The following is a 12,666-nucleotide window of genomic DNA, read 5'->3' on the forward strand; positions in this document are numbered from 1 at the left end:
TTATTCTCTCTCCGGATGCGCGAATGGATGAGCAGAAAGGTATATTTTTTTTGCCTGGTGGCGACTTACGTGAGTGTATATTTGTGTCGTTTGAAGTGATGAGTGGCCTAATAATTCTTGGACAACCCTAAGATCAGCTCCGCCGTCGAGCAGATGGGTTGCGAAACTGTGACGCAGTAAATGTGGGTGAACCTCCTGGCGGATTTCGGCTTGTTTAGCATAATCCAAAATCTTCTCCTGAATAGAACGAACCGACAGTCTTCCGCCTCGATAGTTTAAAAACAGGGCGTTTGACCGGTGTTTTGACAGAAATGAAGGTCTCCCAAACTTAATATACCGCTTGATTGCTGCCACGGCAGGTTGACCGATCAATACAAGGCGCTCTTTATCGCCTTTGCCGATCACCTTTAATTCACGGCTGTAAAGGTCAAGCTGATTGAGGTCAATCGAAGCCAACTCAGACACTCTGAGACCAGCTGCATAAAACAGTTCCATAATCGCCCGATCGCGCAATCCTTGCGGGGTCATTGGATCAGGGGTATCCAGCAGTCGATTTATTTCTTCAGTGGTTAAGAATTCAGGTAACCGCCGGTCCAGTTTCATTGAAAAGGCCGAAAGCCGGTTCCTGCCTCTTCGAGACAAAGGGAATGGACATTCGGTCACAAGCGTTTCACGGAGCATGTAGCGGAATAATGAGCGGATAGCGGAAAGTTTGCGCGCGACAGAACCTTTCACAATACCCTGTGAGAAATTCCATGCCATGAAATCTCTGACTACATATTTGGTGACCTGGCTCGGGAATTCGATATTTTTTAATCTGAGATACTGGAAAAATCCTTTTGGCTCGCCTTCCTCTAAATTGCCGTTAAGATCGCCGAGATAATTCCGAATAGTTCGTGGTGAAAGATGCTGTTCGGATTGGAGATAGTTCACGTATCCCGCGAGCCAGTTTGGCGGCAATGTCGTGTTCAACGTTGTTACCCGCTCGCTTGTTGCATACCGGTGCCAGCCTTCTTAACGGAAGTGCGACGCTTTCGGACAGGCGGCTTATGACTTTTGGATGAGTCGGGTTTAGGAGAACGCCGTCGCAAAGGTTTAAAAGCTTCGCAGACAGGATTTTGACATGCGTTCACACCTGGTTTTACTTCGACAACCAGGCCTCCGCACAGTGGACAAGGTTCAGATAACGGTTTGGTGTTAATTGCAAAGGCATGTTTCGGGAAAGCGCTGCATCCATAAAACAACTTTCCCTTCTTGGTGAACCGTCCAATTAACTCCCCGTTCTCAGGGCATCCGGGACAGGGTACTCCAGTACGAATTCGGAACGATTGACGAAAGGAGCAAGAAGGGCACTCCATATATTTTCCGAACCTGCCGATTTTTATTAACAGGAGACCTTTCGAACATTGAGGGCAATACTCCGTGGAAACTTCAACCGGAAGGGGCACTCTTTCTAACTGTTCTTCGGCTGCAGTTAAATTATTACTAAAAGGAATGAAGAAATCACGGACTACCCCCACCCAATCAATTCCTTCAACGGCGACCTTGTCTAATTTGCTCTCCATCTGGGCGGTAAACCTGGTATCGATCAGCTCGGGAAACTGCTGTACCAACATGTCGGAGACTGTCATTCCCAGGTCGGTGGGTTTGAACAATCCTTTCTCCTTGGTTACGTATTCGCGTTCCTGGACTACGCTTAAAATAGGAGCGTAAGTTGAAGGCCGGCCAATACCATATTGTTCCAACGTTTTCACTAAAGTTGCTTCACTATAACGCGGTTGCGGTTGGGTAAATCGTTGCTCTTTGTGAATCCCCTTGACGTGCAGTTCTTCATTTTGCACCAGTTCCGGTATCGGCGGTGTTTTGATCTCTTCTGCGTCGTCGCGGCTCTCAACATATAGGCTGATGAACCCTGAGAATATATGTTCAGTTTGCTGAGAACGGAGAATATACGCCCCTTTCGATTCAGCAATTTTTGCAGTAATATCGACAGTGGTGTTTCTAAATTTGGCCGCGGTCATTTGAGATGCAACCATTCGCTGCCAGATAAGCTGGTATAATTTGAACTGATTGGTTTCAAGATATTCTTTTATCAGTTGAGGTTCGCGCTCGACGCTCGTTGGCCTTATGGCTTCATGTGCTTCTTGCGCTCCTTTTACGGAACTAGTAAAAGATCGAACGTTTTTAGGCAGATAAGCGTTGCCAAATTGTCTCTCGATATATTTTCTTGCCTCGGAGATCGCCGATCCGGAAACCTGAATCGAGTCGGTTCGCATGTAGGTTATTAAACCTACACTGCCCTCGGTTCCTATCGGTAAACCTTCATACAATTGCTGTGCAATTGCCATTGTTTGACGTGCCGTGAACCGCAACTTACGATAAGCTTCTTGCTGGAGCGTACTGGTAATGAAGGGGGGGGAAGGCTGCTTCATTACCTCCTTGACTCCCACGCTGGACACCGAATATTTAGCGGACCCAAGATCCTTCTCAACCGCCAGTGCTTGTTCTTCTGTCTTGATGCTTATTCTTCTTTTATCACCCTGCCCGATGAGCGTAGCTTTGAACTTCTGAGTTGAATTATGTTTTATCAAATCAACTTCTATGGTCCAATATTCCTCAGGTTTGAAGGAAAGAATTTCGCGTTCTCTGTCAACGATTATTCGCAAGGCTACAGATTGGACACGACCGGCTGATAAACCGCGGCGGATCTTTTGCCACAGTAGGGGTGAAAGCTTATACCCGACTAATCGATCGAGTATGCGCCGGGCTTGCTGAGCGTTTACCAGATTCATATTGATTTCACGCGGTGAATTAAAAGCCGCAGTTATTGCTTCCGGCGTAATCTCATGAAAAGTCACCCGGTTGCATGACGCCCGGGGCGTACAAATAGATTCTTTCAGGTGCCACGCTATTGCTTCGCCCTCTCGGTCAGGATCTGTCGCTAAAAATACCGCAGAGGCTTTGGAGAGCCCTTCTTTTAATTCTGTCAGAATTGATGATTTGTCTCGCATCACTAAATACTGCGGTTTGAAGTCATTCTCAGTATCAACGCCGAGCTTGCTTTTCGGTAAGTCACGGATATGTCCCATCGAAGCCTTGACTATATATTTGGGACCGAGGATACGGGAGAGAGTCCTTGCTTTGGCAGGGGACTCAACAATAACGAAATTCGTGGGTGACTTCATTTTACTCTCGTTTACGACTCCTTAATCACCCTTGAAAGCGTATAGTTCATACCGCCAAGGTGTTTGACTGTGCCTTTTAATTCCATCATTGATAAAGTTGAGCTTACAACTGAAGCAGGTAGTTTGGATGTGCGGCAAATTTCGTCAATGTGTACTGGTTCCACACCAAGATATCTAATTAAGTTTTTTTCATTTTCAGTCACCGGGAGTGTTTCTTTGAATTCAAGTTGTGTAGCAACTGATTCGATATTGAGCTCTATTAAAATGTCGGATTCGGTTCTCACCAACTTTGCACCTTGTTGAATCAAACGGTTTGTTCCAGAACTCTTGGCTGAGAAAATGTTCCCCGGTATGGCGAAAACATCTCGGTTTTGGTCTAAGGCGTATTCGGCGGTAATTAAAGCCCCTGACTTTTCCCCAGCTTCAGTCACTAGTGTGCCCAACGTCAAGCCTGAGAGGATGCGGTTACGCCGGGGGAAATTTTCAGGCCTTGGTCCCATATCCATCGCATACTCTGAAATTAGAGCCCCATTTTCAATTATTTGCTTTGCGATAGCTGTGTTTTCTGGTGGGTATATTACATTAACCCCGGAGCCTAGTACCCCAATCGTACGACCGCCCGCTTTTAGGGCAGAAGAGTGGGAAATCGTATCTATCCCGCGGGCCAAACCTGAAGCGATGGTGACATTATTTCGGCTAAGCGCGGTTACGATCTCCTCGGTCACTTGCCTGCCATAGGCTGTTGGATTTCGTGTCCCCACCACCGCAATTGAAAGCTGGTCCTCAGGCAGAAGATTACCCTTGATATACAAAACTGGTGGATAGTCGTAAATCTCCTTAAGTCTGGAGGGATACTTTGGGCTTACTGCGGTGACGACGGAAACCCCGAAACGATCTGCTTTTTCCAGTTCACGCGCTGGTTCAACTTTAGATCGCCAGTAAACAATTGAATTAATCGTACCGCAATCGAGACCGACCTTCGATAATTCCGCTTCGTTGGCCTTCCAGGCGGTCGAAAGATCTCCGAAATATTTCTCCAACATTGTAAGCCGGACCCGGCCGATACCTGGAATAAGACTGAAACCCAGGTAATGGACAGTGTTACTCTGTTCGTTCAAAGCGTCGCAATTTTAACACAGGGCATTGCGAGAGACAATCGTTCAGGAATGACTGAGTGGAAAACTTGAATTGGCGGAGAGGGTGGGATTCGAACCCACGGTCGAGTTACCTCGACTCACGCTCTCCAGGCGTGCCTGATAGTCCACTCCAGCACCTCTCCGCAAAGTGGTTTGATTGCCTGAAGAACCCGCCAATGATAAATTAATGCGTCCGGTTAGTCAACAATGCAAACACTCTTGAAACGCTGACGTTCATACTACCATGTATGAGTATTTGCCCGGTACTAGTACCGCATGCTATAGTTTAGATGAATAAACCCTTCGAGCCGTCCCGGCCTAACTTTCAAAAGAAACATGGCAGACGGCCGGTCAGGGTGTCGCTGGAAACGGCGGCGCCTCCCGTTTTTGGAAAGGAGGGGTATGAGCGCTTACGCCGTCCTTCGTTTGAGGGACTGTTTGATCCAATGACCGAAGCTAATTGCGTTACCGGCACTTTTGATGCCTTCAATCGTCGCGTTAACTACCTGCGTATTTCGGTCACAGACCGATGCAATCTGCGATGCACCTACTGCAGCGACGGCGAAATCAACCACCTTCACCATGACGACATCTTGCGTTATGAAGAGATTGAGCGGGTGACCAAAGCTGCCGCTGCCCTCGGAGTACGTCATGTCCGGCTGAGTGGAGGCGAACCGCTGGTGCGGCCGTATTTGTGGAATCTGATCGAATTGTTGACGCCGATTCCGGGTATTGAAGACATTTCACTAACCACCAACGGCACGCTGCTAAAGGAGCAGGCTACAAAGTTGCGCAGCGCCGGCTTGAAACGCATCAATGTAAGTCTCGACTCGCTGAGGCCTGGCCGTTTTGAACGGATCACCGGCGGCGACAAGCTTGGCGACGTACTCGAAGGAATTCAAGAAGCTCATCGCGTTGGGCTTTCGCCGGTGAAGATAAACATGGTGGTCATACCCGGGGTGAACGACGATGAGGTAGAAGATTTCGCCTTGATGGCTAAGGATGAGGGATGGCACGTTCGTTTCATCGAGCATATGCCTTTCGGAGGGATTGGCAGTACTCCATCAATGACGGTGGCTGAAATCAAAGAAAAGATAGAATCGATGGTGAGCGACCTGTGGCCGTGCTGCCTCTCCGGCGCTGGTCCAGCCAGCTACTTCAGTTTCGGTGAAGGACAGGGAACGATCGGCTTCATTCGTCCGGTCAGCCATCGCTTCTGTGGCCAGTGCAACCGGTTGCGGCTGACTGCAGACGGTAAGCTGAGGCCTTGCCTGCTGAACGACCTTGAGATCGATATCAAATCTGCTTTGCGAAATGGCGCCGGTATCTCGGATTTGAAAGACCTGCTTAAACAGGCGATCATTGCCAAACCGGAGCGCCACCATTTGGAAACGGCCGGCATTGGCGGCCGCCAGATGCGTCAGATCGGGGGATAGCTCATGGAATTATCTCATGTCGATGAGCGTGGCCGAGCCAGGATGGTAGACGTGACCGAAAAGGTAACCACCAGCCGCCGCGCTGTGGCTATCGCTCATATCAGCATGAAACCTGAGACACTTGAGCTCATCAAGAATATGGAGATCAGAAAGGGCGATGTACTGGCAGCGGCGCGTATTGCCGGAATAATGGCTGCCAAGAAAACGCCGGAACTGATACCGCTGTGCCATCCGTTGACAATTTCCGGAGCCGCAGTCGAGTTCGAGTTTTACGGCACCGACCAGTTAATAGTATCGGCCGAGGTGAAATGCACCGGGCCTACCGGTGTTGAGATGGAAGCCCTCACCGCCGCCAGCATCGCCGTTCTTACGGTATACGATATGTGCAAGGCGGTGGACAAGGGCATGACCATAGAACGAATCTACCTTGAGACTAAAGAGGGTGGCAAGAGCGGGACTTACAGGAGGCTGGATGGCTAAGATTGTCGCCGTTTGCACTAGCATAAAAAAAGGCACTAAGAAAAAAGATATTGGCCGCGGCTTTCTGGAGGCGGATTACGGCATTCAAGGCGACGCCCACGCTACCAAAGGCTGGCACCGGCAGGTTAGCCTGCTGGACAATTCCAGCATTGACAAGATGCGCGCCAAAGGGCTGACGCTTTCACCCGGCGACTTCGCCGAGAACCTGACGACCGAAGGTCTCGAACTGATGGCACTGCCTGTCGGTACGAGGCTAAAGACAGGGCGGGGAGTTGAGCTGGAGATCACCCAGATCGGCAAGGAATGTCATCACCACTGCCAGATCTACCGCCAGGTGGGGATGTGTGTCATGCCTCTTGAGGGCGTCTTTGCCCGCATCATACAAGGTGGCGAGATACAAGCCGGGGATACCATTGAGGTTGTTGGAGCGTAACTCATTCCGGTGACGGCAAGGGTTTAATTCAGCCGTTAAACAAGAAAACCCGAACCGTCTCTCCTTTTTCCAGGATGTCGATGTTGGCCGGAATGTCCAAGTAACCGTCGGCCTCAGCGGTGGCGGTGATTGCGCCGGATTCTTTGAACAATGGCCAGGCTTGTCCGGCGACAAGTTTAACCGGAAGGAACTGTCGTCGGCCGACACTGCCAGGCACGCTCTGCGCCAGCATAGCTTCTGCGGGTCTTTTCGCTTCGACTGGTAAACGAGCCATTTTCCTTACCGCCGGGGCAAGTAGAACATGACCGTTAATGAGACACGACGTCGGGTATCCCGGCATACCCAGCACCGGCTTGCCGTCGATTACGGCGAACATGGTCGGCTTGCCCGGCTTGACTTGGATGCCGTGGAAAAGCACCTTCCCCAGATCTTCCAGTATGCTGAACATGAGATCACGCTCGCCGACCGACGAACCGCCAGAGATGACCACCATGTCATTTTCCAAAGCTTTTTCGATTGCAGTACGCAGTTTCAACGGTTTGTCCTCAGCGATAGGCATCTTCACTGGTTCTCCGCCATTTGAGCCTACCACCGCGGCCAGGGTGTGAGAATTAATATCGTAGATCTGCCCCGGTTTGAGAGCTTGCCCGGCGGGGGCGATCTCCTCACCGGTGGGCATGATGGCGACGCGGGGTTTTCTGAATACTGAAGCTTCGGAGAAGCCCTGGGAAGCCAGCACGCCGATCTTACCGGCGTCAAACTGAGTCCCCTGTTTCAAAATGATTTCACCCTGTTTGATATCTTCTCCGGCTTGGCCGATGTTGGCACCGGGATAAACCGCCTTGTAGATATTGACCTGTTCATCGACACGCTCGGTCTCTTCTACCATGACCACAGCATCGGCGCCGGCAGGCATGGGCGCCCCGGTAGCAATTTGGACAGCTTTGCCTTTTTCAGTAGTCACAAAAGGGGCGTCCCCAGCGAAGATTTGGTCTACCACCCGCAGAGACTTTGGGCTTCGCCGCCCGGCGCCGAAGGTATCCTCGGCAATAACGGCGTAGCCATCCATGGCAGCCCGGGAAAAGGGAGGAATTGACATAATCGCCCGGAGATCTTCGGCCAAAACGCGACCGAAAAGGTTTTTAATCGGTACAGATTCAGACGTGTCAACAGGTACTACGGCATTCAACACTATCGCGAGGGCATTATCGAAATCCAGCAGTCGTCCGAAAGGCTTCACCGCCCGGCCTCCCTCGCCAGGTGCCCAAGCTCGGGCAGAATTATCTTTTCTGCGGCTAGCTTAACCGCGTTGATAGAGCCCGGTAGGCACAAGATGATTTTGCCGGAAATGACACCGCCCAGCGCGCGGCTCATGATAGCCGGCGTGCCGATGCTTTCCCAGGTCAATAATCGGAAGAGCTCACCGAAACCCGGAATTTCTTTGTCAAGCAAACCGGAAACGGTCTCGACAGTGATGTCGCGGTGAGAGAGACCGGTCCCGCCGGTGGTTATAATGACCTTCACTGAAACATCGCCGGCGAACCCGGCGATGGCTTTATTAATTGCCGGAGCATCGTTCTTGAGCAGGCGGTAAGCGAGGACGGCGTGGCCGTTTTCCTTGAGTGCTGCTGTTAGATAGCGCCCGGATTCATCGGTGTCCTCAGTTCGGGAATCAGAAATGGTTATGACCGCACAGCCGACGGACTTGGGCGCTTCAGCCTTATGATCAATATGTCCCATAAGCCGCATTATAAGGCCGACGGCGGCTTTAGACAATCTTGGTCATTATCTAAAACCAGCAGTGGCCTGGTACTGCAGCAACTTCTGGAGTTTTTCAGGATGGCTGCTTTTCAGGAGGGCTTCCTCTTTTGATATCAGGTTTTTACGGAGTAAATCCGAGAGTGACTGGTCTAGAGTTTGCATGCCGTCTTTCCCAGAGAGTTGAATGACGTTGGTGATCTCGTGAGTTTTCTGCTCGCGAATTAGGTTTCTAACCGCCGGACTGGCAACCATCACCTCAAAAGCAGGTACTCTTCCTTTGGCGTTGAGCCTGGGAATCAGAGTCTGGACTAGTACAGCTTCAATCACCTGGCTGAATTGCAGCCGAATTTGCTGCTGTTGAGAAGGCGGGAAGATATCGATTACCCTGTCAACGGTCTGGGCAGCGTCGGTGGTGTGAAGCGTGCCAACGACGAGGTGCCCGGTTTCAGCCGCGGCTATGGCCGTAGAAATGGTTTCAAGGTCACGCATTTCACCGACGATGATTACATCCGGGTCATGGCGGAGGGCGTGTTTCAAAGCGACGGCGAAGGCTTTGGTATCATCTCCGAGATCCCGCTGGGCGATCAAGCATTTTTTATTCGAGTGCAGGTATTCAATCGGATCTTCGATAGTGATTACATTACGTGAAGCATTCTGATTCAGGTAGTCTACCATCGCGGCCATGGTCGTTGATTTTCCGGAGCCCGTCGGTCCGCACACCAGGATCATGCCACGTGGTTTTAAAATAAGTTCCTTACAGATTGCAGGTACCCCAAGCCGTTCCATAGAGAGGATCTGAAACGGCACCTGACGGAAAGCTAATGAAAGAGTACCCCTCTGTCGCATAACACTAACGCGGAAACGCGCGACCCCCGCTAAACTGTAAGCGAAATCAAGCTCTTTCTCTCGTAAGAAAGTTTCCTTCTGTTCCGGTTTGGCGATTTCATCAAGGACGGCTTCCAGATCGGATGTCTTGAGATTAGCGTATTGACCCTGAATGACGAGTTCGCCATCTACCCGTATAACCGGGGGGCTTGGTACTCGCAGATGGAGGTCGGAACCGCCGAGTTCAACCAGGAGCCTTAACCATTCATCTATTTGCGACACTTCATCTCGCTCCAGCGTGTGAAATATTGGGATTGTCGGATTCGCCGTCCACGCGATCGGCTTCAGCCTTCAGCATTTCGACCTCGGCTTCGGTAAATAACCGCCAACCACGGCGGTCGCGGGCGACGGCACTGCCAAGGAGGTTACTTTTCAGCCACCGAAACAGGGTCGTTCGGCTGATGCCTGCCAGATCGCAGACTTCTGCAGTTCGATAGTATTTTACGCCTTTAAGAATAACAGACATTGATTTCGGACCTGTATGGCTATATTCGGATATACTTTAACGTATCATTCAGTCCGAGTAAATGGGTATTTCGTTCGATGAGGATAACCGAAAGTACCATTTTCATCTGACGGAGAGCGCCCGTCAGTCCGATAAACGTACGAGCCGCACATCTCCAGCCGCCCCGATTCGGTCGGCCATAATAATGATGGCTCCGGATACACCCTCGATCGACTGAGCTGCTGAGAGCGCCTTGTTGATGTCATAAGGGGATTGGATACAATTGCAGCAAGCAGTGGCTGCGGCATCAGCCAGGCTGGCGGACGCAGCTACAATGGTCACCGCGTCTGCTTTACCGAATGAAAGAGAATGCCCCACTGTCCCTGATGAAGTGCAGATCCCGCAAGGAGTATCAGTTGGTTTAATCGTTAGGCCTAACTTGCCGGAGAAGAGCGAATCGCCTGCCTGAATACCCACAACTCTTTCGCGGGTTGTTCTAATGAATAAATCGCCCCCGTTCTCGACAATAATATCTGACGAGTATTCCAATAAATCACGGCCGACAGATTCAGCTATAGCCCCAGCCACGGCAGCCATAGGTCCCACGCCGGCTTTCTGAGCTGCTTCCGCCATGTCACAGATGATTGGAGATTCTCCCGGATCAACCTCAACGGGAGCCAGCGAAGTTAAAAATTCGGGGTGGCGAGCGATATACCCCTCGATGGTCTGCCGGTATTTTTGTACCGATCGGTATGCCTTACGCTCAAGGTTGCAGCGGGCGGCGATGAAAAGGTTGGTCTCCTTGATACAAACGGAAAAGGAGATGAGATCAGGACTGGAGTGTTGGCTGCGGTAGAATCTGGGTTGGTAACTCAACCGTTCCTCGGTGTCTCTTCCGGCAAGGGCGCCGGACTATTTTAGAAATGCAACTCCATCGATCGGGACGGGCAGGATAAAATGCACATGCCGCAGACGACACACTTATCCTCTTCGAACCTGACCTCACGTGTTGCCGGGTCAACGGTAAATGAGCTTGAAGGGCAGACAGTAACGCAGGCGCCGCAGTCGGTGCAGCGCTCCTCATTACGAGTGACTTCACGACACAGCGTGTCGATGATCAGTCCCGATTTGGTCAGGTATTCTATGCCTTTATCGAAGTCAGCCCGTTCACCCTTAAGTTCCAACACCATATGACCTTCTTCAGAGGTGATATTGGCTTTAAGTATATTGAGCTCCAGGTTGAAGTCTTTGATGAGGTGATATACCACCGGCCGGCTGACCAGGTGGCGGGGAAAACGCAACGAGATCTTTTTGGTGGCAGTCATCTTATTTTTCACCATTTATCGGCCTTTCATTAAGCAGCTTGAATTTAACGCCGCTTTCGATCCCGGGCAGGGCGGCGACCGGTGACGTAAGCTCAAATTTGCCGTTAGTAATCCTGTCTTTCAGAATCATGGCAATCTCTCGAGCTCTGGGATAGCTGGACAACGAGGCAGTAGGTACTTCACGGCCGTTGATCTTTACCTTACCGGTTTTAAGTTCGCCGTACGATACTTCGCCGACGACTTCCGGCTTGACATTGGGGTAGGCATCGGAGTAGTCCACCACGGCGGCGAAGATATCATCGTCAGTGACAGTGGTATATCTGAGAACATCCTCATCCAGGATAGGAATAGGTACGCCGATTCCCACCGAGACGGTCACGCCGTAACCCAGCATAGACGTGCCCACTAGATATCTGGAACTCATTTGTTTGAGATCGCCGATGACCGCGAGAGTACCGGCACCGCGCTTGGGAACGCCAGACTCAGTCCGGGGCACGGCGGGATTGAACTGCGTCCCATGCCAGGCGATGAAGCCCTCACCGCCGCCGAGGAAGATTTTTGTCCCGATGCCGATTGTCTTGTACATGGGGTCGTTCAATAGCGGTGAAAGCTGCCCTGCTGAACAGTAAGTGACATTGCCCATGTTTGCCTTCAAGGTGCCCATGTAAGTATAGATGGTCTTGTCGGAAAGATTGACCGCCACATTATAATTTTGATAAGCGTTGCGCATATTGAACAGCACTGCTTCGTTCATATCCCGAAGGTTGATCCAAGTCTCCAATTTTTTCCGGGGGTAGCAGTCGGTGCCGTAAGCGGTGGCAGTAAGCTTGATGTCCTTGCCGGCAACTAGCTCTTCTATGACATGGCCGCCGCCGTAGTTAAATTCGCCAGGGTGAAAGCGGTTGCGCGGATCATCTTCAGGTAGGGCATTAGCGCCGAGCATGACATCCACCGCTGCAAAGCCTGCATAGGCTGGCACGTCGTTCAAAGACACCTTGCCGCCACCAAGTTTAATCCGGGGTTTAGTGTGCCCGATATTGAAGTATGCCCCGCTGGAGCACATAGGTCCGAAAGTGCCCGTTGTGACGACGTCCACTAAAGCAGCTGTTTTCTTCAGACCATGTTCCTTGACCACACCTATGATTTCTTCAGCGGTGAAGACGACGGCTTGGCCGGAACGGATCTTCTGGTTGATTTCCTCGATTGTTTTAGCCATGGGCACCTCTGCTTGACTGCGTATTGGACATAAATATTAACACGTTACGCTGCTTGCGTCACCATGACCAGCATCCAATGGCGAAGACAAGGATTGAAGCTCTACTCAGTGCCGCCTGTCTCCTGGGGCATGAATCGGTCTGGCAGAGTATGATTGGTCGCACCGATCATTTCCCAGTGAAAACATCACTGGCTTGTAACTCAAGATCTAAATAAGATAGAATAAATCTCTGTTCCCATTTGCGCCCCTGTAGCTCAGGCGGATAGAGCACCAGCCTCCGAAGCTGGTTGCGAGCGTTCGAGTCGCTCCAGGGGCATTTCCTGCCATAGTAACTTTTTCAAAGATGGGAGGAGCTACTATCGAC

General features: G+C 51.0%; 13 protein-coding genes, 2 tRNA genes and 1 riboswitch. Of the genes, 4 read left to right on the plus strand and 11 right to left on the minus strand.

Going from position 1 to position 12,666, the window contains the following annotated elements; translation table 11 throughout:
• The 4 genes from DEALK_RS06540 to DEALK_RS06555 all read right to left on the minus strand — a co-directional run bounded on the left by DEALK_RS06540 (position 1) and on the right by DEALK_RS06555 (position 4,464).
• Positions 1–972: a tyrosine recombinase XerC gene (locus DEALK_RS06540; protein ID WP_065128726.1), complete on the minus strand. Its 972-nt coding sequence runs from the start codon at positions 970–972 to the stop codon at positions 1–3.
• A gap of 5 nt (positions 973–977) precedes the next feature.
• Positions 978–3,185, minus strand: coding sequence for a type I DNA topoisomerase (gene topA / locus DEALK_RS06545; protein ID WP_065128728.1), 2,208 nt, complete (start codon positions 3,183–3,185; stop codon positions 978–980).
• Between the two features lie 11 nt (positions 3,186–3,196).
• On the minus strand, positions 3,197–4,303 hold the full coding sequence (gene dprA / locus DEALK_RS06550; protein WP_058439465.1) for a DNA-processing protein DprA: 1,107 nt from the start codon (positions 4,301–4,303) through the stop codon (positions 3,197–3,199).
• Between the two features lie 71 nt (positions 4,304–4,374).
• Positions 4,375–4,464 (minus strand) — tRNA-Ser (locus DEALK_RS06555).
• 146 nt (positions 4,465–4,610) lie between these two features.
• Positions 4,611–4,735: riboswitch (molybdenum cofactor riboswitch) on the plus strand.
• A gap of 32 nt (positions 4,736–4,767) precedes the next feature.
• Between DEALK_RS06555 and moaA the strand changes: the two genes are divergently transcribed.
• Genes moaA through DEALK_RS06570 form a run of 3 tightly spaced genes read left to right on the plus strand, consistent with a single transcriptional unit; the run spans position 4,768 to position 6,670 of the window.
• Entirely contained in the window at positions 4,768–5,757 is a 990-nt protein-coding gene (moaA, locus tag DEALK_RS06560; protein WP_058440075.1) for a GTP 3',8-cyclase MoaA, read from the plus strand.
• A gap of 3 nt (positions 5,758–5,760) precedes the next feature.
• Complete coding sequence (gene moaC / locus DEALK_RS06565) at positions 5,761–6,237, plus strand: cyclic pyranopterin monophosphate synthase MoaC (protein ID WP_058439466.1); 477 nt, start codon at positions 5,761–5,763, stop codon at positions 6,235–6,237.
• On the plus strand, positions 6,230–6,670 hold the full coding sequence (locus DEALK_RS06570; RefSeq protein WP_058439467.1) for an MOSC domain-containing protein: 441 nt from the start codon (positions 6,230–6,232) through the stop codon (positions 6,668–6,670). The genes moaC and DEALK_RS06570 overlap by 8 nt, the downstream gene beginning before the upstream one ends.
• A 28-nt stretch (positions 6,671–6,698) precedes the next feature.
• Here DEALK_RS06570 and DEALK_RS06575 read toward each other — a convergent pair whose 3' ends face one another.
• From DEALK_RS06575 to DEALK_RS06605, 7 genes are all read right to left on the minus strand, one after another.
• On the minus strand, positions 6,699–7,910 hold the full coding sequence (locus DEALK_RS06575) for a molybdenum cofactor synthesis domain-containing protein (protein WP_058439468.1): 1,212 nt from the start codon (positions 7,908–7,910) through the stop codon (positions 6,699–6,701).
• Positions 7,907–8,410, minus strand: a complete 504-nt coding sequence (locus DEALK_RS06580) for a MogA/MoaB family molybdenum cofactor biosynthesis protein (protein ID WP_058440076.1) — start codon at positions 8,408–8,410, stop codon at positions 7,907–7,909. Before DEALK_RS06580 ends, DEALK_RS06575 begins: the two co-directional genes overlap by 4 nt.
• 45 nt (positions 8,411–8,455) lie before the next feature.
• Positions 8,456–9,538 carry a type IV pilus twitching motility protein PilT gene (locus DEALK_RS06585; RefSeq protein WP_058439469.1) on the minus strand — a complete coding sequence of 361 codons (1,083 nt, stop codon included), beginning with the start codon at positions 9,536–9,538 and terminating at the stop codon, positions 8,456–8,458.
• A gap of 1 nt (position 9,539) precedes the next feature.
• The gene (locus DEALK_RS06590) at positions 9,540–9,782 is read right to left on the minus strand and encodes a MerR family transcriptional regulator (protein ID WP_058439470.1); all 243 of its coding nucleotides are present in this window, start codon (positions 9,780–9,782) and stop codon (positions 9,540–9,542) included.
• Between the two features lie 123 nt (positions 9,783–9,905).
• Positions 9,906–10,637, minus strand: coding sequence for a UPF0280 family protein (locus DEALK_RS06595; RefSeq protein WP_058439471.1), 732 nt, complete (start codon positions 10,635–10,637; stop codon positions 9,906–9,908).
• A gap of 41 nt (positions 10,638–10,678) precedes the next feature.
• Positions 10,679–11,101, minus strand: coding sequence for an NIL domain-containing protein (locus DEALK_RS06600; RefSeq protein WP_240608168.1), 423 nt, complete (start codon positions 11,099–11,101; stop codon positions 10,679–10,681).
• Positions 11,088–12,302: a homocysteine biosynthesis protein gene (locus DEALK_RS06605; protein WP_058439472.1), complete on the minus strand. Its 1,215-nt coding sequence runs from the start codon at positions 12,300–12,302 to the stop codon at positions 11,088–11,090. Before DEALK_RS06605 ends, DEALK_RS06600 begins: the two co-directional genes overlap by 14 nt.
• A gap of 243 nt (positions 12,303–12,545) precedes the next feature.
• Between DEALK_RS06605 and DEALK_RS06610 the strand changes: the two genes are divergently transcribed.
• Positions 12,546–12,618, plus strand: a tRNA-Arg gene (locus DEALK_RS06610).
• Positions 12,619–12,666 lie beyond the last annotated feature (48 nt).

The organism is Dehalogenimonas alkenigignens (assembly GCF_001466665.1).
GTDB lineage: Bacteria > Chloroflexota > Dehalococcoidia > Dehalococcoidales > Dehalococcoidaceae > Dehalogenimonas > Dehalogenimonas alkenigignens.

Excerpts from the sequence above, each read along its gene's own strand:
- moaC (WP_058439466.1), top strand. The coding sequence starts at position 5,761 with ATGGAATTATCTCATGTCGATGAGCGTGGCCGAGCCAGGATGGTAGAC.
- DEALK_RS06600 (WP_240608168.1), bottom strand. The coding sequence starts at position 11,101 with ATGGTGAAAAATAAGATGACTGCCACCAAAAAGATCTCGTTGCGTTTT.
- DEALK_RS06605 (WP_058439472.1), bottom strand. The coding sequence starts at position 12,302 with ATGGCTAAAACAATCGAGGAAATCAACCAGAAGATCCGTTCCGGCCAA.
- DEALK_RS06570 (WP_058439467.1), top strand. The coding sequence starts at position 6,230 with ATGGCTAAGATTGTCGCCGTTTGCACTAGCATAAAAAAAGGCACTAAG.
- topA (WP_065128728.1), bottom strand. The coding sequence starts at position 3,185 with ATGAAGTCACCCACGAATTTCGTTATTGTTGAGTCCCCTGCCAAAGCA.
- DEALK_RS06590 (WP_058439470.1), bottom strand. The coding sequence starts at position 9,782 with ATGTCTGTTATTCTTAAAGGCGTAAAATACTATCGAACTGCAGAAGTC.
- moaA (WP_058440075.1), top strand. The coding sequence starts at position 4,768 with ATGACCGAAGCTAATTGCGTTACCGGCACTTTTGATGCCTTCAATCGT.
- DEALK_RS06580 (WP_058440076.1), bottom strand. The coding sequence starts at position 8,410 with ATGGGACATATTGATCATAAGGCTGAAGCGCCCAAGTCCGTCGGCTGT.